At 70.0% G+C, this 23,248-nt stretch carries 26 protein-coding genes and 1 pseudogene; 11 read left to right on the top strand and 16 right to left on the bottom strand.

Annotated features, from left to right (window positions below; all coding sequences use genetic code 11):
• Positions 1-39: 39 nt before the first annotated feature.
• The 4 genes from AB0M48_RS16665 to AB0M48_RS16650 all read left to right on the top strand — a co-directional run bounded on the left by AB0M48_RS16665 (position 40) and on the right by AB0M48_RS16650 (position 4,147).
• Positions 40-354 (top strand): VOC family protein, encoded by a 315-nt coding sequence (locus AB0M48_RS16665; RefSeq protein WP_363842722.1) that lies wholly within the window; start codon positions 40-42, stop codon positions 352-354.
• 89 nt (positions 355-443) lie between these two features.
• On the top strand, positions 444-1,427 hold the full coding sequence (locus AB0M48_RS16660; protein ID WP_363842053.1) for an acyl-CoA desaturase: 984 nt from the start codon (positions 444-446) through the stop codon (positions 1,425-1,427).
• Positions 1,428-1,528: 101 nt separating this feature from the next.
• Positions 1,529-3,394, top strand: coding sequence for a hypothetical protein (locus tag AB0M48_RS16655; RefSeq protein ID WP_363842050.1), 1,866 nt, complete (start codon positions 1,529-1,531; stop codon positions 3,392-3,394).
• Positions 3,395-3,445: 51 nt separating this feature from the next.
• Positions 3,446-4,147 carry an SDR family oxidoreductase gene (locus AB0M48_RS16650; RefSeq protein ID WP_363842047.1) on the top strand — a complete coding sequence of 234 codons (702 nt, stop codon included), beginning with the start codon at positions 3,446-3,448 and terminating at the stop codon, positions 4,145-4,147.
• A gap of 7 nt (positions 4,148-4,154) precedes the next feature.
• On the opposite strand, the gene AB0M48_RS16645 is transcribed toward AB0M48_RS16650, so the two are convergent.
• The 5 genes from AB0M48_RS16645 to AB0M48_RS16625 all read right to left on the bottom strand — a co-directional run bounded on the left by AB0M48_RS16645 (position 4,155) and on the right by AB0M48_RS16625 (position 8,526).
• Positions 4,155-5,351, bottom strand: a complete 1,197-nt coding sequence (locus AB0M48_RS16645; RefSeq protein WP_363842044.1) for a cytochrome P450 — start codon at positions 5,349-5,351, stop codon at positions 4,155-4,157.
• Positions 5,352-5,365: 14 nt separating this feature from the next.
• Positions 5,366-6,148, bottom strand: coding sequence for an ABC transporter permease (locus AB0M48_RS16640; protein WP_363842041.1), 783 nt, complete (start codon positions 6,146-6,148; stop codon positions 5,366-5,368).
• Entirely contained in the window at positions 6,145-7,080 is a 936-nt protein-coding gene (locus AB0M48_RS16635; protein ID WP_363842038.1) for an ATP-binding cassette domain-containing protein, read from the bottom strand. The genes AB0M48_RS16640 and AB0M48_RS16635 overlap by 4 nt, the downstream gene beginning before the upstream one ends.
• A gap of 10 nt (positions 7,081-7,090) precedes the next feature.
• A complete protein-coding gene (locus AB0M48_RS16630) occupies positions 7,091-7,933 on the bottom strand; it encodes a DUF4097 family beta strand repeat-containing protein (protein ID WP_363842035.1) in 843 nt (280 codons plus the stop codon).
• Positions 7,934-8,001: 68 nt separating this feature from the next.
• Positions 8,002-8,526: a ribbon-helix-helix protein, CopG family gene (locus AB0M48_RS16625; RefSeq protein WP_363842032.1), complete on the bottom strand. Its 525-nt coding sequence runs from the start codon at positions 8,524-8,526 to the stop codon at positions 8,002-8,004.
• Positions 8,527-8,690: 164 nt separating this feature from the next.
• On the opposite strand from AB0M48_RS16625, the gene AB0M48_RS16620 reads away from it, so the two are divergent.
• Positions 8,691-9,224, top strand: coding sequence for a hypothetical protein (locus tag AB0M48_RS16620; RefSeq protein WP_363842029.1), 534 nt, complete (start codon positions 8,691-8,693; stop codon positions 9,222-9,224).
• Here AB0M48_RS16620 and AB0M48_RS16615 read toward each other — a convergent pair.
• Genes AB0M48_RS16615 through AB0M48_RS16590 form a run of 6 tightly spaced genes read right to left on the bottom strand, consistent with a single transcriptional unit; the run spans position 9,208 to position 15,482 of the window.
• Entirely contained in the window at positions 9,208-10,002 is a 795-nt protein-coding gene (locus tag AB0M48_RS16615; RefSeq protein WP_363842026.1) for a TIGR02452 family protein, read from the bottom strand. The two genes, AB0M48_RS16620 and AB0M48_RS16615, sit on opposite strands and share 17 nt — an antisense overlap.
• Before the next feature lie 42 nt (positions 10,003-10,044).
• Positions 10,045-11,031, bottom strand: a complete 987-nt coding sequence (locus AB0M48_RS16610; protein ID WP_363842023.1) for a hypothetical protein — start codon at positions 11,029-11,031, stop codon at positions 10,045-10,047.
• A complete protein-coding gene (locus tag AB0M48_RS16605; RefSeq protein WP_363842020.1) occupies positions 10,935-11,519 on the bottom strand; it encodes a universal stress protein in 585 nt (194 codons plus the stop codon). The genes AB0M48_RS16610 and AB0M48_RS16605 overlap by 97 nt, the downstream gene beginning before the upstream one ends.
• A 2-nt stretch (positions 11,520-11,521) precedes the next feature.
• Entirely contained in the window at positions 11,522-12,763 is a 1,242-nt protein-coding gene (locus tag AB0M48_RS16600) for an SLC13 family permease (RefSeq protein WP_363842017.1), read from the bottom strand.
• Between the two features lie 36 nt (positions 12,764-12,799).
• Positions 12,800-13,255, bottom strand: a complete 456-nt coding sequence (locus tag AB0M48_RS16595; protein ID WP_363842014.1) for a (2Fe-2S)-binding protein — start codon at positions 13,253-13,255, stop codon at positions 12,800-12,802.
• A gap of 13 nt (positions 13,256-13,268) precedes the next feature.
• A complete protein-coding gene (locus AB0M48_RS16590; RefSeq protein WP_363842011.1) occupies positions 13,269-15,482 on the bottom strand; it encodes a molybdopterin cofactor-binding domain-containing protein in 2,214 nt (737 codons plus the stop codon).
• A gap of 111 nt (positions 15,483-15,593) precedes the next feature.
• Between AB0M48_RS16590 and AB0M48_RS16585 the strand changes: the two genes are divergently transcribed.
• On the top strand, positions 15,594-15,866 hold the full coding sequence (locus tag AB0M48_RS16585; RefSeq protein ID WP_363842742.1) for a hypothetical protein: 273 nt from the start codon (positions 15,594-15,596) through the stop codon (positions 15,864-15,866).
• Between the two features lie 2 nt (positions 15,867-15,868).
• Here the strand turns inward: AB0M48_RS16585 and AB0M48_RS16580 are convergent.
• Positions 15,869-15,925: pseudogene (locus tag AB0M48_RS16580) on the bottom strand (hypothetical protein); the annotation flags it as partial.
• Positions 15,926-15,994: 69 nt separating this feature from the next.
• Between AB0M48_RS16580 and AB0M48_RS16575 the strand changes: the two are divergent.
• Positions 15,995-16,198 carry a DUF4082 domain-containing protein gene (locus tag AB0M48_RS16575; protein ID WP_363842008.1) on the top strand — a complete coding sequence of 68 codons (204 nt, stop codon included), beginning with the start codon at positions 15,995-15,997 and terminating at the stop codon, positions 16,196-16,198.
• Here the strand turns inward: AB0M48_RS16575 and AB0M48_RS16570 are convergent.
• Entirely contained in the window at positions 16,195-16,632 is a 438-nt protein-coding gene (locus tag AB0M48_RS16570; protein ID WP_363842719.1) for a MarR family transcriptional regulator, read from the bottom strand. The genes AB0M48_RS16575 and AB0M48_RS16570 overlap by 4 nt on opposite strands.
• 59 nt (positions 16,633-16,691) lie before the next feature.
• Between AB0M48_RS16570 and AB0M48_RS16565 the strand changes: the two genes are divergently transcribed.
• Positions 16,692-17,063 carry a nuclear transport factor 2 family protein gene (locus tag AB0M48_RS16565; protein WP_363842005.1) on the top strand — a complete coding sequence of 124 codons (372 nt, stop codon included), beginning with the start codon at positions 16,692-16,694 and terminating at the stop codon, positions 17,061-17,063.
• On the opposite strand, the gene AB0M48_RS16560 is transcribed toward AB0M48_RS16565, so the two are convergent.
• The gene (locus AB0M48_RS16560; protein ID WP_363842002.1) at positions 17,023-18,555 is read right to left on the bottom strand and encodes an ABC-F family ATP-binding cassette domain-containing protein; all 1,533 of its coding nucleotides are present in this window, start codon (positions 18,553-18,555) and stop codon (positions 17,023-17,025) included. The genes AB0M48_RS16565 and AB0M48_RS16560 overlap by 41 nt on opposite strands.
• Positions 18,556-18,639: 84 nt before the next feature.
• Between AB0M48_RS16560 and AB0M48_RS16555 the strand changes: the two genes are divergently transcribed.
• The 3 genes from AB0M48_RS16555 to AB0M48_RS16545 all read left to right on the top strand — a co-directional run bounded on the left by AB0M48_RS16555 (position 18,640) and on the right by AB0M48_RS16545 (position 20,653).
• Positions 18,640-19,041 carry a hypothetical protein gene (locus AB0M48_RS16555; protein WP_363841999.1) on the top strand — a complete coding sequence of 134 codons (402 nt, stop codon included), beginning with the start codon at positions 18,640-18,642 and terminating at the stop codon, positions 19,039-19,041.
• A gap of 41 nt (positions 19,042-19,082) precedes the next feature.
• Positions 19,083-19,760, top strand: coding sequence for a class I SAM-dependent methyltransferase (locus AB0M48_RS16550; protein ID WP_363841996.1), 678 nt, complete (start codon positions 19,083-19,085; stop codon positions 19,758-19,760).
• Positions 19,761-19,876: 116 nt separating this feature from the next.
• Complete coding sequence (locus AB0M48_RS16545) at positions 19,877-20,653, top strand: histidine kinase (protein WP_363841993.1); 777 nt, start codon at positions 19,877-19,879, stop codon at positions 20,651-20,653.
• Between the two features lie 3 nt (positions 20,654-20,656).
• Here the strand turns inward: AB0M48_RS16545 and AB0M48_RS16540 are convergent, their stop codons facing one another.
• Positions 20,657-22,180, bottom strand: coding sequence for a helix-turn-helix domain-containing protein (locus AB0M48_RS16540; protein WP_363841990.1), 1,524 nt, complete (start codon positions 22,178-22,180; stop codon positions 20,657-20,659).
• On the bottom strand, positions 22,177-23,238 hold the full coding sequence (locus AB0M48_RS16535) for a DUF917 domain-containing protein (RefSeq protein ID WP_363841988.1): 1,062 nt from the start codon (positions 23,236-23,238) through the stop codon (positions 22,177-22,179). Before AB0M48_RS16535 ends, AB0M48_RS16540 begins: the two co-directional genes overlap by 4 nt.
• Positions 23,239-23,248: the final 10 nt, after the last annotated feature.

The following is a 23,248-nucleotide window of genomic DNA, read 5'->3' as shown; positions in this document are numbered from 1 at the left end:
GCATGATCGGACGCCGGCACGGCCTGGTGGTGGACTGCCCTGATCCACAGGGCCTCGCGGAGTTCTACGAGAAAGCTGCTCGGGATGGTCCGGGTCCGGGACGACGGAAAGTTCGTCGTCATCGGTGACGCCCCGGACCGGCCCGGCGTGGCGTTCGCACGGGTCGAGGGCTGGCAACCGCCGAAGTGGCCGGACGAGACCGCGCACATGCACTTCGACGTGCGGGTGGACGATCTCGCGGCGGCGGGCGAGAAGGTGCCGGCCCTCGGTGCGCGCAGGCTCGAAGGCGGTGGCGAGCGGTTCCACGTCTACGCGGATCCCACCGGCCACCCCTTCTGCCTCGTGAGCTGGTAGGTCCGCCGACGCCCGTGTGACCCGCCTGGTTGGTAACGACTTCATGGGCCGTGCATGACTTAGTCGCCGCGATCAGGCATTCTGCGGAAATGGCACTTCGGCAGGCGAGCGATTTCGCCCAGTTGTCCACCGAGATAAAGCAGGCTGGCCTGCTTGCTCGGCGGCGCGGTTACTACTTCATCCGGATCGGCGTGAACCTCGTGGTGTACGCGGCGGCCTGGGTGGCGTTCGCGCTGCTGGGCGACTCGTGGTGGCAGCTCGCGGTAGCGGTCGTGCTGGCCGTGATGTCCACGCAGCTCGCGTTCATCGGGCACGACGCGGGCCACAAGCAGATCTTCGCCTCGAAGAAGTGGAACGAGATCACCGGCTACGCCCACAGCGGCCTGGTCGGCGTCAGCTACGAGTGGTGGGTGGGCAAGCACAGCCGCCACCACGCCAACCCGAACCACGAGGACGAGGACCCGGACGTCGACATCTCGGTGCTCGCGTTCACGCAACGGCAGGGAGCGGCCAAGCGCGGACCGCTGCGGTGGATCGCCTCGCACCAGGCCGTGCTGTTCTTCCCGCTGCTGTTGCTGGAAGGCTTCGCACTGCACTGGCACTCGATCAAGTACGCGGGCCGCGAGCGGACCGTGATGATCGCGAACGTCGTGGTGTACCTCGCGGTCGTGTTCTGGGTCCTGTCCCCCGTGTACGCGGTCACCTTCATCCTGGTGCACCAGGCCCTGTGGGGCCTCTACATGGGCTGTTCGTTCGCCCCCAACCACAAGGGCATGCCGGTGCTGTCGGCCGGTCACTCGCTCGACTTCCTGCGCAAGCAGGTGCTGACCTCGCGCAACATCCGGGGCGGCTGGTTCGTGGACATCCTGCTCGGCGGGTTGAACTACCAGATCGAGCACCACCTGTTCCCGAGCATGCCGCGACCGAACCTGAAGCACGCGCAGGCGATCGTGCACAAGTTCTGCGAGCAGCACGGGATCTCCTACGCCCAGTGCGGCCTGTTCCGTTCCTACGGGTACGTGCTGCAGCACCTGCACGAGGTCGCGCAGCCGATGCGCAAGGCCACGGTCTGATCCACGAATGTCCTGAAGTGGACAAAGGCTGACCAAAACGCTCGTCCCGCCCGCACGGCGCTGGTTTCCTCGGTGGAAGGACCGAACTGGGGGGACTGACCATGCGAAAGCATCTGTTCGGCGTGCTCACAGCAGGTATGGCACTGGCTCTGGTCGCCGGCGGGCAGTCGGCGGCCGAGCCCGAGGCACCGCTGTTCCAGCCCGACCCGATGCTGGCCTTCCTGCCGGCGGAGGCGAAGGTCGACTGGGCCGCGGTGCAGCGGAACCGGGAGACCCGCAAGCAGTCGCGCGCGGCCGCGAAGAGCGCGGGCCAGCCGCTGACCTACACCGAGAAGGAGACCGGGCAGGGCGCCAACGACGCGCCCTCGAAGGCCGAGCACGTGGCCGGGTTCGGGACCGGCAGGGGCAAGAACCCGAAGCTCACGCTCGTCGGCGACCTCGCGGGTGACCCCACGATCCCGGTGGTGGCGCCGTTCGCCGAGACCAACGACGCCATCCCGCTCGCGAGCGACCCCGGTGTGCCCGCTCGCGACAGGGCCGTGCGCACCAGCGGCAAGATCGGCGACGGCCCGTACGGCAGCGGCGGCGACGGCACCGGCGACCACGACTTCTACAAGCTGGCCGGCGGCACCGAGGGGCGGATCGTCCTCCTCGAGACGGACACGCCGACCGGCGACCTGGACACCCTGCTCGCCGCGTTCGACGCGACCGGGCAGCTCCTGGACCAGCACGACAACCTCGCGGGCAGCACGGACAGCAGGCTGCGGGTCCCCGTGGACGCCGGGCAGGACGTCTACGTGATGGTCGCGGCGGCCGGCCCCGGCGGGATCCCGGCCGACCCGATGACACCCGGCACCGGCAAGCGCGTCCTCACCGAGGGCGCGTACGACCTGACCATCGCGACCGGTGGCGGCCCCGCGGACAAGGACTACTTCTCGGTCGACCTGAAGGCGGGCGACGTGCTGGGCGCGTCGGCGGCGGGCAAGGCGACCAGGGTCGTCGTCCACGACCCCGCCGGCCGCGAGGTCTTCGGTTCGTCGCAGGACTTCAGCTTCCTGTACGCCGCGAACTCCCCGATGCCCGCCGGTGGCAACGCCGTCGCGGACTTCGTGGCGCCGAAGGACGGCCGCTACACCGTCGGCGTCGAGAACGGTGACGGCCGCTACGACGTCACGGTCGAGGCCTACCGTCCCGGCTCGGAGCTCAACCAGCGGCCCGAGGTCCTGACGATCTTCCTCGACTTCGACGGAGCGCGGGTCAACACCCGGATCTTCGGCGTCGACCCCGCGGCGGGCAACAAGGACCTCTCGCCGTTGAGGAGGTTCCTGCCCGGCTGGGGTCTCACCGGCGCCGACGAGAACGCCGTGATCGACGGCGTGGTCGCGACCGTGCGCGAGAACATCGAGCACGACCTGGCCGCGAAGGGCACCAACAGGCGGTTCGCCGTGCGGATCCTGAACAGCCGCGACCACGCCGACCCGTGGGGCCAGAAGAACGTCAGCCGCGTGGTCGTCGGTGGCTCGATCGCCGAGTCCGGCATCCAGACCGTCGGCATCGCGCAGTCGATCGACGCGGGCAACTTCGGCAAGGAGGAGACCTCGCTGGTGCTCCTCGACGTCCTCAGCGCGCCGGCCTCCCAGACGCGCACCTCGCTGAACGCCTACATCACGCCGGCCAGCGACAAGACCACGTTCATCGGCCGGGCGATCGGCAACATCACCGCGCACGAGGCTGGACACATGTCGGGCAGCTGGCACCAGGACCAGTTCAACGCGCTCGACGCGATCATGGATCAGGGCGGCAACCCGAAGGGCATGTTCGGCGTGGGTCCGGACGGCATCGGCGGCACGGCGGACGACGTCGACGTCGACTTCCACGAGGACGTGCTCAACCCCAACGAGGGCTTCACGGGGATCGAGGACTCCCTCAACCGCACCGCGTGGGCGTACACCCGAGGCGCCAACTGACGGTCCGATTCCCGCCAGAATCCTGACGGCGGTTCCAGCAGGCTGATCGACATGGGATCACTTGAGGGGAAAGCGGCTCTCGTCACCGGCGGGAGCCGCGGCATCGGGGCCGCGGTGGCCGAGAAGCTCGCCGCGCTCGGCGCACATGTCGCGGTCACGTACCAGAACACCAAGCCGGACAACGGTTTCGCGATCCGGGCGGACAGCGCCGACCCGGACGCCGTCGTGGCCGCGGTCGAGGAGACCGCGGTCCACTTCGGACGGCTCGACGTGCTCGTGAACAACGCGGCGGTCTTCCAGGTGGGACCGCTGGAGGAGCTCGGCCGGGAGGAGTTCGACCACACGATGGCCGTGAACGTGCGCGCGCCGTACCTGGCGGCGCGTGCGGCGGCACGGCACATGCGTGAAGGTGGCCGGATCATCAGCATCGGCAGCAATGTCGCCGTGTACGCGCCGTTTCCCGGCTTCGCCCTGTACTCGGCCAGCAAGACCGCGCTGATCGGGATGACGAAGGGCCTGGCGCGTGAACTGGGTCCGCTGGGCATCACGGCGAACGTCGTGAATCCCGGCCCCACGAACACCGACATGAACCCGGCGGACGGGCCGCTGTCGGACACGATCCGCGGTCTGACGGCGTTGGGGCGCTACGGAGAACCAGCGGAGATCGCCGCTGTCGTCGCGGCTCTGGCTGGTGAGGCCGGTGCGTACGTCACCGGCGCCAGCATCAACGCAGACGGTGGTTTCACCGTCTGACGGGCGGTTATGCCCAGGTGACCGGCAGGGCGTGCACGCCGTAGATGTTCATGTCGGTCCTGAGCTTGACCTCACGGGCCGGCACGGCGAGTTCCAGTGACGGGAAGCGGCGCAGCAGTCCCTCGAACCCGGCGCGCATCTCGATGCGGGCCAGCTGCTGACCGAGGCACTGGTGCACACCGTGCCCGAACGCGAGGTGGCCACGGGCGTTGCGGTGCACGTCGAGCGTGTCGGCGTGCTCGTAACGCTCCGGGTCGTGGTTGCCCGCGAGCAGCGACAGGATGACCGACGAGCCCTTGGGGATCGTCTCCCCGAAGAACTCGATGTCCTCGGCGGCGTACCGGAAGAAGACGTCGGCGACGGCGAGGTAGCGCAGCAGCTCCTCGACGGCGTCGGGGATCAGCGCCGGGTCCGACCGCAGCGCGGCCAGCTGGTCCGGGTGCTCCAGCAAAGCGAAAGTGCCCAGCGCCAGCATGTTCGCGGTCGTCTCGTGGCCCGCGAGCAGCAGCAGGAACGACATCCCGCAGAGTTCCTCGATGCTGAGGTCCTCGTCCCGGGCGAGATCGGACAGCAGGTCGTCACCCGGTTCGGCGCGCTTGCTGGTGACCAGCTCCGCCAGGTACGTGTTCATCGCCATGTAGGCGGCCATCTTGTCTTCCAGGTTCACCTCCCGCTCCATGAACTTGGAGGAGTTGGTCTGGAACGTGTCGCGGTCGGCGTAGGGAACGCCGAGGATCTCGCAGATCACCAGCGACGGCACCGGAAGCGCGAACTCCTTGACGAGGTCGACCGGCGGCGTGAGCCGTGCCAGCTCGTCGAGCTGCCGTTCGGTGATCTCGATGATGCCCTCTTCGAGAGCCTTCATCCGCTTGACGGTGAACGCGCCGGTGAGCTTGCGCCGCAACCGGGTGTGGTCCGGCGGATCCATGCTGATGAACAGCCCGGGCGTCTGCGGGGACGGTTCCGTCTGCTCGGGCATGCCGGGCGTCGGGAACGGCACGTGGATGATGCCGAGGTCCTGCCGGTTGCTGAACCTGATGTCCGCCAAGGCTTGCCGGACGGCCTCGTAGCCGGTGATGAACCAGCCCTCGTGGCCGTCGGGGAAGAGCATCGGGCTGACCGGGCGGGTCTCGCGCACCAGGGAGATCTGGCTGGGCGGGATGAACGGCGTGACGTCGCGCTCCATGGGAAGGCCGTGCAGCATGATCGGTGTCTCCTTCAGCGGGTGGATTCGCGGTTGAAGAGCTTCTTGGACCAGAGGTAGCCGCCGATCCCGATGACGGCGCACCAGGCGAAGGCGATGTAGCCGCTGTTGCCGATCGGTGTGCCCATCAGCAGACCGCGCAGGGCGCTGATGAACGGGGTGAACGGCTGGTACTCGGCGAACCAGCGCAGCACGGTCGGCATCGAGTCGGTGGGCACGAAACCGTTGCCGAAGAACGGGAGCAGGATCAGCGGCAGGCCGACGTTGCTCGACGACTCGACGGACTTGCTGGCGAGGCCCAGCGCGGCGGACAGCCAGATCATCGCGAACGACATGGCGAACAGCAGGCCGATCAGCGCGAGCCAGCCGAGACCGCTCGCCTGCGGCCGGAACCCGATCGCGACCGCGACGCCGAAGACGACGGACATGGCGAGGAGCGTCTGGACCAGGCTGCCGACGACGTGTCCGGTGAGGACGGACACCCTGGCGATCTTCATGGTGCGGAACCGGTCGACGATTCCCTCGGTCATGTCCATCGCGATCGAGATGCTCGTGCCCTGCACCGCCGCGGTGATCGACATCAGGATGATCGTCGGCGTGACGTAGTTGAGGTACTCGCCCCGTCCGCCGCTCGGCCCGCCGAGCCCGGCGCCCAGCGTGCCGCCGAAGACGTAGACGAACAGCAGCAGGAACACGACCGGCATGATCAGGAGCTGGAACGTCAGCGACGGGTAGCGGATCATCCGCGTGAGGTTGCGGCGCACCATCGTCGCCGAGTCGGTCAGGACGTAGCTCATGACTGGACCACCTTGTCGGGGCTGCCGGTGAGGGCGAGGAAGACGTCGTCGAGGTCGGGCGTGTGGGTGCTGAGCGAGTCGACCAGGACGGAGTTGTCTTCGAGCCGGTCGAGCAATCCCTTGAGCGAGCGGACACTGCCGTCGCTGGGCACGCGCAGGGCGAGCGATTCACCGTCGCGGGAGGAGTCGCCCACGATCCGGATGGCCGCTTCGAGGTGCCGGGGATCGGTGAACTGCAGCAGGACGTGACCGCCGGGGATGCGGCGCTTGAGCTCGTCCGCCGTGCCCTCGGCGACGATCTTTCCCTGGTCCAGCACCGCGATCCGGTCGGCGAGCTCGTCGGCCTCCTCCAGGTACTGGGTGGTGAGGAAGATCGTGACGCCGCTCGCCACCAGCTCCCGCACGATCTGCCACATCGTGCGGCGGCTGCGCGGGTCGAGGCCCGTGGTCGGCTCGTCCAGGAAGATCACCTGCGGCGACCCGACCAGCGTCATCGCGAGGTCGAGCCGGCGCCGCATGCCACCGGAGTAGGTCGAAGCGGACTTGTCGGCCGCGTCCACCAGGTCGAACTGCTCCAGCAGCTGCTCGGTCTTGCGCTTGCCGTTCACCTTGCCGAGGTGGTGCAGGTCGGCCATGAGCTTCAGGTTCTCGCGGCCGGTCATCAGGTTGTCGACGGCGGAGAACTGACCGGTGACGCCGATCGCGCCGCGGACGGCGTCAGGGTCGCTCGCCACGTCGTGACCGGCGACGGACGCGCTGCCTCCGTCCGCGCGGATGAGCGTCGAGAGGATCTTGACGGTGGTGGTCTTGCCGGCGCCGTTCGCGCCGAGCAGTGAGAAGACGGTGCCGCGCTGGACGTTCAGGTCGACGCCCTTGAGCACCTCGTTGTCGCCGTAGGAGCGGCGCAGGCCGGTTGCCTTGATCGCGTTCATGGTGTTCCCCTCAGCTGCGGCGGACGGTGATGTCGCCGAAGGACGTGTGGGCGGTGACCCTGACGGTCTCCGCGGAGTTGCCGGGGCCGTCGCTGCCCTCGAGCGTGTTGGTGACGCGGCCGAACGAGGTCTTGGCGTCGATCCACGCCGCGGTGCCCTGGGCGATCCCGATCTCGATGCCGCCCATAGCGGTGTTGAGCGTGACGGTGTCGCGGACGACCTCGCCGACGTTGATGGATCCCATCGCCGTCCTGGCCTCCGCCGGTCCACCCGCGCGTTCGACGGTGATGTCGCCGTTGGCGGAACGCGCCTTCAGCTCGCCCTCCACCGTGCCGGCGTCGATGTGGCCGTTGGAGTTCTTGGCGACCAGCGCGCCGTGAACCGTGCCGATGCGGATGTGGCCGCTGCCGGTCTTGACGTCGGCGTTGCCGCTGACCTCGCCGATGTTGACCGCTCCGGCGCCGGTGTCGGCCTTCAGCGGCCCGGTCCGGTCGAGGTGGATGTTGCCCGCGGACATGTCGACCTCGGTCACGCCGAGCACCCCGGAGGTGCGGACGCCGCCCGCCGACACGTCCGCGTCCACTGTGGACCCGGCCGGCAGTTCGATCACGACGTCGACCGACCTGGTCTTCTTGGAGAAGTCGAACGTCCGCTTCGGCCCGCGCACCGTCAGCGTGCCGTCGGCGTAGTCGACCTTGGTCTTCTGCGCGGCCTCGACGTCCGAGGAGTCGGACGGGTCGGAGGGCCGCACCTCGACGGTCGTGTCGGTGCGGTCGCTCGCGACGATCTGGACGTACCCCGCGTAGACGTCCAGCAGTACGGAAATCGGTTCTGGCGTTTCGTAAGAAGGCATGGCTGTCCCCTCAGAAGGTGTCGGTGGAACATCCCCGCAGGTCGGGGCGAAGTGGTGCGGGAGCGGTGTTAGCGGACCCAGCCGACGAAACGCTGGGGCGCCGGGACGCCGCCCGTCAGCGCGTCGGCGACGGCGTCGCGCTTCGGGCTCAGCTGGGCCGACGCGGCGCGCACGAGCCACGCGTTGACCGAGCGGCCCTCCTTGGCCGCGGCCTCGTCGATCGCGGCCTTGAGCGGTTCGGGCAGCCGGACGTTGATGCGCACGGTGGTGCCGTCGTCGAAGCCCGCTGCCACGTCCTCGGCGGGCGCGGCGGCAGCCGGTTCGGGAGTGGCGGCGGCGGGCTGCTCCGGCGTCCGGCGCGTCACGACGAACTTCGGGTCACGGCCCCGCAGCAGCACCTGCACCGAGTCCGGTGCCAGGTCCGCGGTGATCTCGTCGGCGGCGGCGGACAGCGCTTCGAGCAGCGCCAGCCGGATCGCCGACTCCATCGTCACGGTCAACCGCTCGACCAGCGCGCTCGCTTCGTCGCCGCCTGTTTCGACGGCGGTCAGCAGCTCGCGGCCGAGGGAAGCCACATACGGGGTCAGATCCATGGCACCACTATGGCACACAGTGGTGCCACCCACAAGGATTTCTGGCTCAGAGTGCTGCCATTTTGGCTCAACGCAGGTCAGAGGCCTGATCGGCGAGCGTGACGGGCTGCGAGGGATGCCTCACCCATGTCAACCGAGGCCGGGAGATCGTCGTCTACCTGTGCGTGCAACTTGAATCGAGCGCAGACTTCGAACGGTTCGTACTGGACCGCTCGACCGCGCTGCTGCGCACAGCCGTGCTTCTGGTGGGGGACGTCGGCCACGCCGCGGACGGCAGTGCGTTCCGGTACCGGGCGTCCGTGGACGGCAGGACGATCGTGGACCTGAGCCGCTCGGCCGCCGGGAACGTCTTCACCGACCACCGGGCCCGCACCTTCCGCGACGAACCGGGTGAGAGCCCGGACGACGAGGTGTGGACGCCGGAGAAGATCCAGCAGGCGATCCGGGACGGCCGCATCACCGTCGCCGGGCCTGGTGAGCCGATCCGCGGGGCTCAGACGGTGCGCCTGACCATCGCCGGGCACAAGGCGGAGCCCACCACCCAGATGTGGGTAGACGCCTCCAGCTACCTGCCGATGCGCTGGCTTTGGGAGCAGGACGGGGCGACGGCGTTCGACGTCACGTGGCTGCCGCCCACGCCGGAGAACCTCGCGCAGCTCAAGACCTCGATCCCCGACGGCTTCACCGAGCAGAGTTGAGGGCGTCGGCGAACGCCGCGAACGTCGGCGTCCCCTTCTGCCGGTCCAGCACCGCGAAGACGACGTGGTCGAAGAAGCGGTTGTCCCGCAGCGCGATCCGGAAGACCTGGGCGACGGTGGCGGGGTCGTTGCCGAAGACCCCGCAACCCCAGGCGCCGAGCACGAGCCGGCGGTGCCCGTGCGCCGCCGCGACGTGCAGCACGCGGATGGCGCGCCGCAGCAACGCGAGCGGGATGTCGTCGGCGCGTTCGGGCTGGTTGCGCAGGATCGCCGACCGGTTCGGCGCGGCGGCGGTGAGGAACGAGACCTCGTACGGCTGGGGCAGCAGGGTTCCCTTGTCGTCCTTGAACACCGGCACGCGCGGCGAGTAGATCACGCGGTCGCTGTAGGTGAGGTCGTCGTGGGCGCGGTGGTAAGCGTAGAACTCACCGGCGGCACGCAGGCACGGGTAGAGCGCCGACCCTCTGGCGACGCTCTCCTCCTGCGCCTGCGCGCCGTTGAGGAACCCGCCGCCGGGGTTGCGAGCGGAAGCGAAGACCAGGCACGCGACGTCACCGCCGAGCCGGCGCGTCGACTCCAAAGTGGACTCGTTGGTGACGTCGATGCGCACACCGGAAGTCTCCGGGGGCAGCGACAGCACCTCGTCCGGCAGGTGGAGCCGGGTTCCCGCGACGGCGGGAGCGACGGCGATCGAGACCTCGCCCGCGGCGGTGGAGTAGGAGCCTCGCCCGGAGATCTCGACCGTGTCGTGGGCGATCGCTCGCAATCTGCTGCTCATGGTGCCCCGAGTCTGGCTGGCGGCACCGCGCGCGCCAAGCGGTTAAATCCGGGCGTAGACCTCGGCGACAGCACCGAACGCGGCCTTGGGCTCCCACGACAGGTCCTCGAAGACCTTCACGATGCCGGGGCTCGCCATGTCGAGGTCGCGGCTCGGATCGTCCGGCCGGTGCGTGTAGCTGTTGAGCGCGAACAGGTAGACGAACGCGGCGTCGACTCCCTCGGCCTCGAAGGTCTCCAGCACCTCGCGCAGGTACGTGGCCTGCTCGGCCTCGTCGCGGACGTAGCCGTCCTTCACCCTCACCGGCACCCCGGCCTCGTCGTGTTCGACGATCTCCATGCTGCGTGGCGCCACGGCGCCGGAACCGCGCCAGGCCGCCGTGGTGAAACCGGTGATGGCGACCGGCTTTCCCTGCGCCACCAAGTTCCTGATGCTCTCGGCGTACACGTCGGCGACCTCGGCGGACCGGATCAGCTCGAACGACCTGATGTCGAACAGGTCCCAGTCGGGGTTCTCGAACGGGATGCAGGCGTAGGTGAGCCTGCCCCCGAAGTGGTCCCGCACCAGTGCGACGGCCTCGGCGAGGAACTCGTTGAGCCTCGCGCCCGCCTCCTGCATCCGTTGCGGCTGCCCCAAGAGCCGGCTCAGGCGCTGCATCACGTCGTCGCCGGGAAGGAAGCCGGAGTTCATGATGCTGAGCTCGACGCCGGTCACGAACACGACCTCGGCACCCGTGAGCCGGACCTGCTCGGCCCGCCGCGCGCAGTCCGCGAACAGGTCGAGGATCTCGGCCGGTGTCAGCTCCAGCGGGTAGGGCGAGAACCAGATCTCCAGTCCCAGCCCGGCGGCGATCTCCGCGGCCTGTTCGAGCCGTTCCGGATCACCGCCGACCAGGTGGACGGCGTTGCAGTGCAGGTCGTCCCTGATGACGGTCAGGTCCCGCCTGACCGCGTCCAGGTCGAACTTCTCCGGCGAGATCTCTCCGTGGCGCACGAAACCGGTGTCGTACGCGATGCCTTTGGCGCGCATGCCACCAAGACTAGGCGCCAAAAGTGCGTGCGCGCAAGTTTGCGCCTACGTAGTTGTGACGGCCAGACGAGCAGCACCGGACAGGGCGCGTGGTCGACGACGAACCGGGTGGCCGGACCGAGGCTGCGCGGACCGGCGTGGCTCACGGCGCCGTCGCGGCAGAGGATGAGCAGCGATGCTCCCTGCGCAGCCGCAACGACTTCGTGCTCGACGCGACCGATGCGCGCTTCCTTCGCACACGGAAGCCCCAGGCGTTCCGCGGCCGCTTCGAGAAGTTGCGAGGCGTGGCCCGCGGCGAGGTCGTCGAGGCGGCTGCCGGGGTCGCGCGACGGATGGCCGCGGCCGAACAACCCGGCGAACGCGCTGTGCGCCGCGCCGGGCACGTCGTGATCGCTGACGTGCAGCAACAGGAAGTCTCCCGAGCAGGTGCGGGCCGCGTCGACGCAGTCCTGCCAGGTGTCGTCGGCGATCCACACGACCACCGTCATGGTCATCCTCCGATCACGTGCAGGGACGCCCACAGCGCCACGACGGCGCCGATCAGGGTGGCAGGCACGGCGAGCAGGCCGAGCTTCGTGAACTCCGGCAGGTTCACCTCGGTGTCGTGGTAGTGCACGATCCGCCGCCACAGCAACGTGGCGAGCGACCCGGCGTAGGTGAGGTTCGGGCCGAGGTTCACGCCCAGCAGCACCGCCAGCACCACACCCGGCCCCATCGGCGCGACCAGGGGCAGCAGCACCAGCACCGCCGGCAGGTTGTTGATCACGTTGGCGAGCACGGCGGCGACCGCGGCCACCCCGAGCAGCGCGAGCAGGCCGGTGCCGCCTGGGATCACGAGCCGCAGGACGTCGTCCAGCCCGTTGTCGACCACCGCCCGCACGACGACCCCGAGGCCCAGCACGAAGGCGAGGAACGGCAGCGACGCCGCCCGCACGACCTTGACCAGCGTGGTGCGGCGCCGGACGAGCGCGCGCACCGCCATGACGAGCGCACCCGCGAAGGCCGCCCACGCCGGGTCGACGCCGGTCGCCGACGCGACCACGAACCCCGCCAGCGTGAGGCCGACGGTGGCCAGCGCGAACACCGGCAGTTCCTGCTGCGGCTGCTCCCCGGGCTCGTGCGCGGGCGCGTCGAGATCGGTGCGGAAGAACCGCCGGAACACCCCGTACTCGGCCACGATCGCCACGACCCACGGCAACGCCATCAGCGCCGCGAACCGCGTGAAGCTCAGCCCGCTCGACGCGAACGCCAGCAGGTTCGTCAGGTTCGACACGGGCAGCAGCAACGACGCGCTGTTGGACAGGTGCGTGCACGCGTAGACGTGCGGCTTCGGCCGGACGCCGAGCTGCGCGGCCGTCACGAACACCACGGGCGTCAGCAGCACGACCGTCGCATCGAGACTCAGCACCGCCGTCGTCACCGAGGCCGTGACGAACACCCCGCCCAGCAACGTCTTCGGCCTGCCGCCGGACGCGCGCGCCATCCAGGCGCCGCAGGCCTGGAAGAGACCCTCGTCGTCGCAGAGCTGCGCGAGCACGAGGATCGCGGCCAGGAACCCGATCACGGGCCCCAGCCGCACCGCCTCGTCCACCACGTGGTCGACGGGCAACGCCCCGACGAGCACGACGATCACCGCCGCCGGTACCGCGACCGCCGCCTCGGGCCAGCCCCACGGCCTGACGACCGCACACGCCAATACGGCGACAAGCAGCAAAACGGACAGTGCCGGCACGAGATCCTCCTGCGCCGGCACCCATCCGGCCGACTTCTACATCTTGGCCGCCGCCGACTTCATGGCCTGCCGGATGCGGAAGTAGGTACCGCACCGGCAGACGTTCGCGATCCGGTCGACGTCCTCGTCCGAAATCTCCCTCTTCGTCCGGAGCAACGCCGCCGCGGCCATGATCTGCCCCGGCTGGCAGTAGCCGCACTGCGCGACGTCCTGCTCCAGCCAGGCCTCCTGGACCGGGTGCAGGTCGTCACCCGACGCCAGTCCCTCGATCGTGGTCACCGACTGCCCGGCGCACTCGGCCACCGGCGTCACGCACGGCTGGATCTCCGCACCGTTCAGGTGGGACGTGCAGGCGCGGCACACACCGATGCCGCAGCCGAACTTCGGGCCTCGCACGCCGAGCTTGTCGCGCAGCACCCAGAGCAGCGCCAGGTCCGCGGGAGCGTCGACGGTGACCGGCTTCCCGTTGACGACGAACGTGTAGGTAGGCACAGGGGACGCTCCTTCAGCGCGGGAACGGCTCGAAGTCGACCGGGAAGATGATCGGGAAGCTGCGCGGCACCACGCCGGTCGCCCGCGCGTAGGCGTTGGCGATCGCGCCGACCGCGGCCGGCACACCCAGCTCGCCCGCGCCACCCGGTTCGCCCGTCGCCGGCATCACGAAGATCCGCACGTCCTTCGGGGTGTCCTTCTGGCGCGCGTAGTGGAACTGCGAGTACGAGCCCTCCAGCGGCAGACCCCTGTCGATGTGCAGACCGGCGCGCAACGTGGTGGAGATGGCGTCGGTCAGGCCGCCGAGCATCTGCGCTTCGAGACCGCGCGGGTTGATCGGGCGGCCGACGTCGACCGCGATCACCGCCTTGACCACGCGCGGGTTCTGCGGGTCGCGGGCGTCGATCTCGACCAGGCACGCCGTGCACGACTTGTACTCGTCGTGGAAACCGATGCCCTGCGCGAAGCCCTTGGGCATCGCACGGCCCCAATCGCCCTCCGCCACGACCTTGTTGAGCACGGCCCGCTGCCGGGCGGTCTTGAGGTGCTCGCGGCGGAACGCGACGGGGTCCTTGCCCATCTTCGCCGCGAGCTGGTCGACCAGGACCTCTTCCGCACCACGGGTGTTCGCCGAGTAGACCGACCGCCACGACCCGGTGTGCATGCGCAGCGGCACCTCGTTGAGCAGCGAGGTCACCACGCCGAAGTTGTACGGCACCTTGCACGTCGTGAGGAACACCGTCTGCGCGAACGACAGGTTGCCCGCGACCGGCAGCGACGCGGCGGTCGCGGTGAGGACCTCGCCGAGGCCGTGCCGGAAGTCGGTCTCGACGGAGGCGACGCGGTGCTCGAACGTCAGCACGTTGCCGAGCGCGAACGTGGCGCGCAACTTGTGGTGGCTGGCGGCGCGAGCCCGGCCGTGCCGCATGTCGTCGGTGCGGCTCCACATCAGTTTCACCGGGCGGCGCAGTGCTTTGGAGATCTGCGCGGCCTCGATTGCGGCGTCGAAGAAGAGCCGGCGCCCGAACGAACCGCCGCCCTGCGTCACGTGCACGGTCACCGCGGACTCGGGCAGGCCGATGGCCGCCGCGATGGTCTGGCGCGCCACGATCGGCGACTTCAACCCGGCCCAGATCTCGGCCCGGTCGTCGCGGACGTCCGCGATCGCCGAGTTCGTCTCCATCGGCGCGTGGCTGACGAACGCGAAGTCGAACTCCATGTCCAGGTGCTGAGTCAGCAGCGGCGGCACCACGAACGGCAGCGTGGCGGCCCGCAGCTTGGCGCGGATCTCCTTGTCCGACAACGCGTCGATCGTGCCGGGGTTCCAGGTGACCTTCAGCGCGTCCCTGGCCGCCATGGCCTGCCCGAACGTCTCCGCGACGACCGCCACGCCCGTCGGCACGACCCCGATCGCGAGCACACCGGGCATGGCCCTGGCCGCCGCGGAGTCGACCGACCTCACCGAGCCGTTGATCGTCGGCGGCCTGCGCACGACCGTCGGCATCGCGCCCGGCACGTCGCGGTCGAGCGTGTACTGGAACTGACCGGTGACCATCGCGCGGGCGTCGATGCGCGACTGCGGCGTGCCGACGAGCCGGTGTTCCGAGGCCGGTTTCGGTTGCGCCGCAAAAACTCCGGTGAGCTGCGCGGCTGCGGACGTCAGCAACCCGTACAGGACTGGGCGTCCGTCCGGGAGGATCACCGCACCGTCGCGAGTGGACAGTCCGGAGACCTCCACGCCGTACTGCTTCGCCGCCGCCGCGAGCAACCTGGCCCGCGCGGCCGCCGCCGCCTGCCGGATCGGCCCGTACACCGACCGCATCGTGTTGGAACCGCCCGTGAGCTGGTTCATCAGCAACTCGGGCCGCGCGTCGGCGAGCGTGACGCGGACCTGACCGAGGGGCAGGTCGAGCTCCTCCGCGACGAGCATCGCGCAGGCCGTGGTGATGCCCTGACCGACCTCGGCGCGGGGCAGGTCGAGGGTCACGACGCCGTCCTCGCCGACGCTGAGCACGGCGAGCGCGCCCGCGGTCGGAGTACCGGCGAGAATCAGGATGTCGCCGAGATCGAGGATCTCGGCCGGTTGCGGCAGCGTCGGGATGACGGCCTCGGCCGTGCCGGGAACCGCGACGGTGAGCACCGGCGCGGCCACGAGGAACGTGAGGAACTGCCGACGACGAACCGGAGCCCCGGCTGCGGGGACCGGGACTTCGTTGTCACAGGTCATGCACTCGTCAACGACATCTGGCGAACACGGGTACGACCGTCAGCCGAATGGGTGCACGACCGAACAGCGGGCCGCCGTAACTGCGCCTGTTCCGACGACGGTTCGCCGTACATGAGACGAATAGCGGTACTGCTGCTGGCTCTTGTCCTGGTCTCTCCCACTCCCGCCCTCGCGGCGGACAACCCGGTGGCGATGATCTTCTCGCCCACCGCCGAGGTCTCCGTTCCGGTGAACCAGCCGCTGCTCGTGATCGGCGGCGCCGTCAACGGCGAGGCGGGCGGCATCACCGGGGTCGAGTTCTCCACCGACCACGGCACCAACTGGACCCCACCGGCCAGCAGCGTGCCGTTCGACCAGACCCGCGCGGTCACGGGCCCGGTGTAGTCGCCGCGCCTGATGATCAGGGCCGTGATCGAGCCCGGACGGTCGACCGCGACGCGCATGCCGACCTCGACGGCCTGCTCATCCCAGGTCGTTGATCGCCGGGGTGTGCGTGTCGTACAGCAAAGGCCGTGGTCGCGGGCACCGAGTACGTCGTCTCGTACTACACGCCCGCAGGCGGCTATAAGGCGACCGAGAACTACTTCATCGGCAACCTCGCGCAGACGCTGTTCAAGATCCCGGTGAACGCCGGCGTGTACAGCTACAGCGGCGGTTTCCCGGCCGACACCTGGTTCGGCGGCAACTACGGGATCGAGCCGGTCTTCCGCCCTTAGGCGTCCGGGACCACCTGGCGCTTCAACACCTTCTCGGCACCGCCCGTCGCGACCAGGAGCCTGATCAACGCGCGTTTGACCTCGTCATCGCCGTGCACGTCCAGCTCACGCCGGAGCCGGCGGCTGTCCTCGACCAGCCGCCGGCCCCGGTCGGTCAGCTGAGCGCGCCGGATCCGGCCGTCCACGCGGTCCGGCACGCGCCGGACGTAGCCGAGGCGTTCCAGCTCCAGCAACTGCTTCGAGGCGGCCTGCTGGGTGACGCCGAGCAGCTCGCCCAGTTCCCCCACCTTCGGCTCGCTCTCGACGAGGTGCTGGATCAGGTACCCGTGCGACACGCGGACACCCTCGTGCCCGATCTCGCGCAGCCGCTTGAGGATCGCGTCGTTCGCGGAGCTGCCGGTGAGGTAGGCGAGAGTCGCCAGGTCGATGTCCATCAGGTCCACGACCGAATCCTCACATTGACAACCAAGGTTGTACAACTATGGTTGTGAGTATGGATCCAATCGGTCTCACCACGTCACTGCACCGCGCGCTGGAAGCCGGGGAGTCAGGTCCCGCGCTGCGCCGCCACTTCACCGCCGACGCGATCACCGTCGAGCGCCCGAACCTGATCAAGCCGCACGGCGCCCGGTCGTCCATCGACGAGATGATCGCGAACTCGGAGGAGGGCGCCGGGCTGCTGTCGAGCCAGAAGTACGACCTCCACTCGGCGTTGGTGTCCGGCAGCACCGCGATCCTGCGCCTGACCTGGACCGGCATGCTCCGAGACGGCAAGCAGCTCGTCGCGCACATCGCACAGTTCGTGGACACGCGCGACGGGCTGATCAGCGCCATCGAGACGTTCGACTGCTACGAGCCGTTCTGAGCTCCTCTCCCTGCCACCGCCGCCGCAGCAACCGGTCGTGCGACGCCACGACAACGGCGCCGGGGTAGTCGGCGAGCGCTGCTTCCAGTTCCTCCACCAGCGCGAGCGACAGGTGGTTGGTGGGCTCGTCCAGCAACAGCACGTCGAATTCCCCGCTGAGCAACCGGGCGAGCTCGATTCGCCGCCGTTGCCCGACCGACAGCGCGCCCACCGGGGTCGCGAAGTCCGCCCTGTGCAACAACCCCAGCGCTTCGAGCCGGTCCGCACTCCCGCCGAAGGCTTGCAGAACCGTCTGCTTCGGCTCACGCACAACGGTTTCCTGCGGCAGGTAGCCGATGACACCGTTCCGGACGACGGAGCCGTGGCCCGGTTCGAGCACACCCGCCAGCACGTCGAGCAACGTCGACTTGCCGGCGCCGTTCGGTCCGGTCACCAGCAACCGCTGCCCCGCCCCGACTTTCACCTCCTCGAACTCCAGAAGCGTGCCCTCGCGCACCGCCCCGTCGAGCGGGACGTTGAGGCGCAACGGTTCCGGCGGCTTCGGTACCGGATCGGCGCGGAGCCGCTCCAGCCGTTCGGACGCGCTGCGCACCCGCGTCCTGATCGACGCCTGCACACGGCGGCCGTCGCCGTTGTACTTGCACTTGTTGTGGTCGGGGATCGGGCGTCCCGGCGCCACGCGCTGTGCCGTCGTGCCACGCCACTGCGTCCAGTGCCCGATCTCGCCGACCCACTCCGCGTAGGCCTGCTCCCACCGCTGCCGCGCCGCCCTCTTCTCGGCGACGTAACCGGCGTAACCGTTGCCGTAGCGGGTGATCGTCCGGTTCTCGACCTCGACGATCGCCGTCGTCACCCGCTCCAGGAGCAACCGGTCGTGCGTGACGACGACCAGCGTGCCCCGGTGCTGCCGCAACCTGTTCTCCAGCCACGACAACGCCTCGTCGTCCAGGTGGTTGGTGGGTTCGTCGAGCAGCAGCAGTTCCGGCTCGGCCGACAGCACGCAGGCGAGCGCGAGCCTGGCGCGTTCCCCGCCCGACAAGGTGCCGAGCGTGCGCTCGCGGCCAGCGCTCGCACCGAGTGCCGACATCGCGGCCTCGACCCGCGCGTCGGCGGAGTAGCCGTCGCGCAACTCGAAGGCCGTCAGCAACTCCCCGAGCTCGTCGAGCCTCTCCTGCCGCGCCGCGGCCGCGATCTGCTGCTCCAGCAACCGGATCTCGACGAGCGCGGCGTCGATCGCATCGCCGACGGTCGCGTCGGCGGGCAGGTCGAGCACCTGCCCGAGATAGCCGATGCCCTGCGCCACCACGGTGATCTCACCGTCGTCCGGGACGTCCTGCCCGGCGATCAGCCGCAGCAGCGTCGACTTGCCCGAGCCGTTCTCGCCGACCACACCGAGCTTCTCGCCCGGCCGGACCGTCAGGGAGATGTCGTCGAGCACGCGCTTGAACGCGTAGTTCCTGGTGACTTTCTTGATCGTCAACTGAGCTGACATGAGCGACCCCCATCGCCGGAAGAACGGATGCCGGAAGCGGGGTCAGAAGATCACCTAACTGATGTTGCCATACACCGTACGAGGGTGCAACCGCATACCGCCCGTGCGATCGGCAAGCTGACGGCAAGTGCCGTCGCGGCGGCCATGGCGTCGTTGCCGGGCCGGGCGTCGGCCGCACCGCACTACCGCGCGCACGGCCCGTTGCTCACCGACGGCTACCAGACGTGGATCGACGCGATCAACAACCAGGGCGCGAACCTCGCCAAGGTCGTGACGGGCTGGGACATGCCGGGCTCCGGACCGTGGCAGAACTTCCCCGACCACGTCTGGACCGCGGCGGGCGCGACGCGGCAACGAGCCGAACATCCGCGTCGCCGACCCCTGGGAACCCGGACACCTGGTACGCCAACCCGAACTTCGTCGACGCCATCAGGAAGTGCGACTTCGTGGGCGCGAAGGCGGCCTGCGAACCCCTCCCCCAGGTAGACTTGCAAGGCGTCTACCTGGGGGTTTGAGAGCATCGGACCGTGCGCACGATCGAGGACGTCATGGCGTTGCTGGACGAGTTGTCCGCGCCCTGCGGCGGCGACTGGTGGGACCGCTTCTACGCGGACCGCTCGCGCGAGGTCCCGTTCTTCGTGACCAAGCCGGACGAGAACCTCGCCCGGTACGTGGAGCGCGGCACGCTCGTGCCGGGTCGTGCGCTCGACGTCGGCTGCGGTCCCGGTCGCAACGCCCTCTTCCTGACGCGCAACGGGTTCCAGGTCGACGCCGTGGACATCTCGGCCACCGCCATCAGGTGGGCCGAGGAACGCGCCGAAGGCCTCGACATCCGCTTCCGGCACGGTGACGCGTTCACGTCCGAGGGCTCGTACGACCTGATCTACGACTCCGGCTGCTTCCACCACCTGCCACCGCACCGCCGGGTCGGCTATCTCGCCCTGCTCGACCGCGCCCTCGTCCCCGGCGGCCACTTCGCGCTCACCTGCTTCACGGCCGAGGAAGGTACCTCCACACCGGACGCGGACCTGTACCAGCGGTCCGGCCTGTCCGGCGGCGTCGGCTACACCCCGGACGACCTGCGCTGGATCTTCCAGGACCTCACGGAGGTCGACCTGCGCCGGATGACGGAGGAACCGCCGGACTCCCCGTGGTTCGGCAAGTCGTTCCTGTGGACGGCCCTGTTCCGCAAGGAAGTGCAGTGAACGGACGCACGTGTCCGGCAGGCGGAATGGTCGGGTGCCGCCACCTGCGAAAGTAGGGACAACCCCCTGCTCCAGTAGGTGATCCAAGGCACAAAACCGGCAGTATCGTCACTCCCGTGACGCCGGCCTACGCGTCGATGGCGTCCGTCGGCGTCATCGGTCCCAGCGTGATCGTGATCGCCGTGCTCGCGCGCCTGTACGTCGGCACGCGGCGCAGGCTCGCGCGGGCATCGGCCGAACTCGCCGAGCGGGAACGCGAGCTGCTGGCCGAGCAGGCCCGCGCCGACGAACGCATCAGGCTCGCCGCCGAGATGCGCGACGTCGTGACGCACCGGCTGAACCTGATGGTGCTGCACGCCGGCGCGTTGCGGATGGCCGCGAGGGACGACGGCGTGCGCCAGGCGGCCGAGGAACTGCGCACCGCGGGCTGCGAGTCGCTCGTCGAACTGCGCGATCTCGTCGGCGTCCTGCGCTCCGGCCGCGCCGCCCTCATCCCGGACGTGCTGCCGGACCGGCTCTCCCGGCTCGTCGCCGACTCCGCCGCCTCCGGCCTGGAGATCACCCTGACCGAGCACGGCGACGCGGACACCATCTCCCCCGCCGTGCGCCGCACGATGTACCGGGTGGTCCAGGAGTCGCTGACGAACGTGCACAAGCACGCGCCGGGCGCCCTCACCGAGATCACCATCCACTGTGGACCGAGCAGTGTCCGCGCGGTCATCCGCAACACCAGGCCGCCGGCCGCACCGGCTCTCGTGCTGGCCGGTTCCGGCAGCGGCCTGCTGGGCCTGCGCGGCCGCGTCGAGATGGTCGGCGGCACCCTCACGGCAGGCCCTACGGACGACGGCGGGTTCGAGGTGGACGCCGTGCTGCCCGCGTTCGTGCCGACCTGACGCTCACTCGTCGGAGGCGCGGACCGCCCGGCAGGCCAGGTGCACCGCGAGCCGCTCGTCCGGGTTCAGCAGGCTGACCCCGAGCAGCTGCTCGACCCGGTTGATCCGCTGCGACACCGTGTTCCGGTGCACCTTCAGCCGCACGGCCGCGGACGAGGTCACCGACTCCTCGTCCAGGTAGACGGCGAGGGTGCGCAGCAGTTGCCCGTCCTCCACGCCCGCCAGCGGCGCCAGCAGGCGCGCGGCCTGGTCGACCAGCGCCGGGGTCTCGGCCGCCATCGACAGCAGGCGCCGCACGCCCAGTTCGTCGACGTGCACGACCTTCGCCGCTCCGGTCATCGCGGCGGCCTCGCGCGCCTCGGCCAGCGTCCTGCCCACGCCGGTGACGCCGGGGTGCGGCCGTCCGATGCCGGCGACGAGCGTGCAGCCGCCGAGCACCTGGGCGATCTTCGCGGTCAGCTCCCGCGACTGCGGCGGCTCGGAGTCGTTGGTGAGCCAGAACGACCAGCCCTCCGCACCCTCGACCAGCTGGCCGTGCAGGCCCCGCCGGGACAGCTCGACGCGCAGCCGTTCGGTGCCCGCGCTGTCGAGCACGCCCGGTGCGGCAGGCATGACGTAGACGCCCGTGTGCCAGCCGTCGAGGCGCCACCCGGCCAGCACGGCCTGCTGCACCAGCTGTGGCGGCACGTCGTCGCCGGAGGCGAGCAGTTCGGACAGCAGTGAGCCGCGGGAACGGGCCTGGCGCTCGGCTTCGAGCCGTTCGGCGGCGACCCAGCTGCCCAGTGCCCACGACGCGACCTGGCTGATCTGCAGGACCGTCTCGGCCCAGCGCTTGTTGCGGCCGCGGGCGTGCGAGACGAGCCACAGGTGCACGTGCCCGGTCCGGTCGGTCTCCACCGGCACGGCCACGGCGAAGCCCTCGGGCATCTCGGCGGTGGCGGCGACGGAACCGGCCAGCAGCTCCGGCGGCAGGCCGGGCGGCGACACCCCTTCGATCGCGGTGCCGTCCGCGCTGATCACGGCGCACGTCACGTGCAGCTCGCCGGACAGGATCGTGATCACCGAACGCGGATCGGGCCTGCTGCGCCCCAGCCGCGCGGTGACGGCGTTGAGCAGCCTCGCCGCCGCGACCTCGGGACGCCGCACGGCCGTGCGCAACGCGTCCGCGACCAGCAGCGGGTCGTCCGCGCCGGCCTGCAGCAGGGGCACGCCGAGCCGGTTCGCGAACGAGATCGTCGCGGCGGAGGGAGCCTGGTACGCGCCGGTCGACGGCCGCACCAGCACGACGGCCCGCACGTCCGCGCTGTACGCCCGGCGCAGCGCCACCTCGACGAGGTACGGCTGGTGCCCGGTCAGGATCACGAGATCTCCGGCCGAGCAGGCCTCGACGGCCGTCATGTCCGCCGCCAGCCGCACGTCCGCGACCTCGGTGCCGACACCGCGTTCCCCCGCCAGCAGGGTCGCGTCGCCGAAGACGCCGATCTCCAGCAGATCGCGCACGGTCAGGGAGCCGGCGTCGTCGATCACTCGGCGTCCCGGAACGGCACGTGGTCGAGGTCGTAGCCGAACGCCCGCGGGTCGACCCTGCCGAGCATCTCCGCGGGCAGCCACTGGGCCGGTGATGGGAGCGCTACCACGTCCACGACCGCACCGAATCCGAGCCGTTCGGCCGACAGCGGGTGGCCGGTCTCGGCGTCGAGGCAGCACAGCAGGTCAGGCGTCGTCACGAGCGCCTCGCCGTCCGCGAGCGCGACCAGGTACTCCCCTTGCATCTCCAGGCGCACGTACGCATCGTCGGCGTCCAGCCGCCGCAGCGCCACCGTTCCGCGCGGAAAGTCGCCGACCGACTCGCGCCACACCTCGACGACTTTTCCCCGTGTGACGAGGAAACCGCCGGAGGCCTTGGCCCGTTCTGCCACGGAGTCCGAGTGCCGCGACCAGATCTCGCCCAGTTCCAGGGCACGGGCGAGCGAGCCCGTTATGCCCGCCGCGATCGCATCCGAAAGCTTCAACGGCTTCGCGACCATCATCGCCCAGCCGCCGAAGTCGACCATCACCGTGCGGGCGAGCTTCTCGATGCCGGTCGAGTCGAGCACCGCCCGGTTGCCGCTGGGTTCGGTGATGGCCAGCGGGGTCGTGGGCAGCCCGGCCGCGTCGTAGGTCGTCTGGTCGATCCGCGGGAACGCTCGGCCCATCCCGTCGACGTCGACGTACGGCAGGCCCAGCCGTGCGGCCAGGAGCAGCGGCAACAGGCCGTTGCACCCGCCGATCTCCCATCCGATGACGGCCGTCGCGACCGTGGAGTCGTGCGCCTGCAACGCCTTCAGCGCCTCCTCGGCCTCCAGGCCGGAGGGCAGCTTCTCGATCATCACGGTCGGTGCGCCGAGCAGCCCCACCCGCACGCCGTAGCCGTCGGGGTCGGCCTCCCCCGGCTCGAGGACCGTGACCGGTCCGCTCTGCCGCATCTCGTGCCGCAGCATCGCGGCGAACGCGTGGGTCTCCTGCTCGCCGCCCCCGCCACCGCTGCCGAGCATGACCACACCCAGCGCGAGCCGGTCCACCTCGTCGGGCTGCAGCAGGTGCATGGGCGGGACT

The organism is Lentzea sp. NPDC051208, from assembly GCF_040682435.1.
Lineage (GTDB): Bacteria > Actinomycetota > Actinomycetes > Mycobacteriales > Pseudonocardiaceae > Lentzea > Lentzea kristufekii.
The sequence above is the reverse complement of the archived record's forward strand: the minus strand, read 5'-3'. Positions and strand labels throughout refer to the sequence as shown.

Bases quoted from the DNA above. Each gene is read 5' to 3' on its own strand.
- AB0M48_RS16615 (WP_363842026.1), bottom strand. From the start codon at position 10,002: ATGAGCAGCAGATTGCGAGCGATCGCCCACGACACGGTCGAGATCTCC.
- AB0M48_RS16640 (WP_363842041.1), bottom strand. From the start codon at position 6,148: ATGAGCTACGTCCTGACCGACTCGGCGACGATGGTGCGCCGCAACCTC.
- AB0M48_RS16650 (WP_363842047.1), top strand. From the start codon at position 3,446: ATGGGATCACTTGAGGGGAAAGCGGCTCTCGTCACCGGCGGGAGCCGC.
- AB0M48_RS16630 (WP_363842035.1), bottom strand. From the start codon at position 7,933: ATGCCTTCTTACGAAACGCCAGAACCGATTTCCGTACTGCTGGACGTC.
- AB0M48_RS16635 (WP_363842038.1), bottom strand. From the start codon at position 7,080: ATGAACGCGATCAAGGCAACCGGCCTGCGCCGCTCCTACGGCGACAAC.
- AB0M48_RS16610 (WP_363842023.1), bottom strand. From the start codon at position 11,031: ATGCGCGCCAAAGGCATCGCGTACGACACCGGTTTCGTGCGCCACGGA.
- AB0M48_RS16645 (WP_363842044.1), bottom strand. From the start codon at position 5,351: ATGCTGCACGGCCTTCCCATGGAGCGCGACGTCACGCCGTTCATCCCG.
- AB0M48_RS16560 (WP_363842002.1), bottom strand. From the start codon at position 18,555: ATGTCAGCTCAGTTGACGATCAAGAAAGTCACCAGGAACTACGCGTTC.
- AB0M48_RS16625 (WP_363842032.1), bottom strand. From the start codon at position 8,526: ATGGATCTGACCCCGTATGTGGCTTCCCTCGGCCGCGAGCTGCTGACC.
- AB0M48_RS16590 (WP_363842011.1), bottom strand. From the start codon at position 15,482: ATGACCTGTGACAACGAAGTCCCGGTCCCCGCAGCCGGGGCTCCGGTT.
- AB0M48_RS16660 (WP_363842053.1), top strand. From the start codon at position 444: ATGGCACTTCGGCAGGCGAGCGATTTCGCCCAGTTGTCCACCGAGATA.
- AB0M48_RS16585 (WP_363842742.1), top strand. From the start codon at position 15,594: ATGAGACGAATAGCGGTACTGCTGCTGGCTCTTGTCCTGGTCTCTCCC.
- AB0M48_RS16570 (WP_363842719.1), bottom strand. From the start codon at position 16,632: ATGGACATCGACCTGGCGACTCTCGCCTACCTCACCGGCAGCTCCGCG.
- AB0M48_RS16535 (WP_363841988.1), bottom strand. From the start codon at position 23,238: ATGCACCTGCTGCAGCCCGACGAGGTGGACCGGCTCGCGCTGGGTGTG.
- AB0M48_RS16605 (WP_363842020.1), bottom strand. From the start codon at position 11,519: ATGACGGTGGTCGTGTGGATCGCCGACGACACCTGGCAGGACTGCGTC.
- AB0M48_RS16655 (WP_363842050.1), top strand. From the start codon at position 1,529: ATGCGAAAGCATCTGTTCGGCGTGCTCACAGCAGGTATGGCACTGGCT.
- AB0M48_RS16565 (WP_363842005.1), top strand. From the start codon at position 16,692: ATGGATCCAATCGGTCTCACCACGTCACTGCACCGCGCGCTGGAAGCC.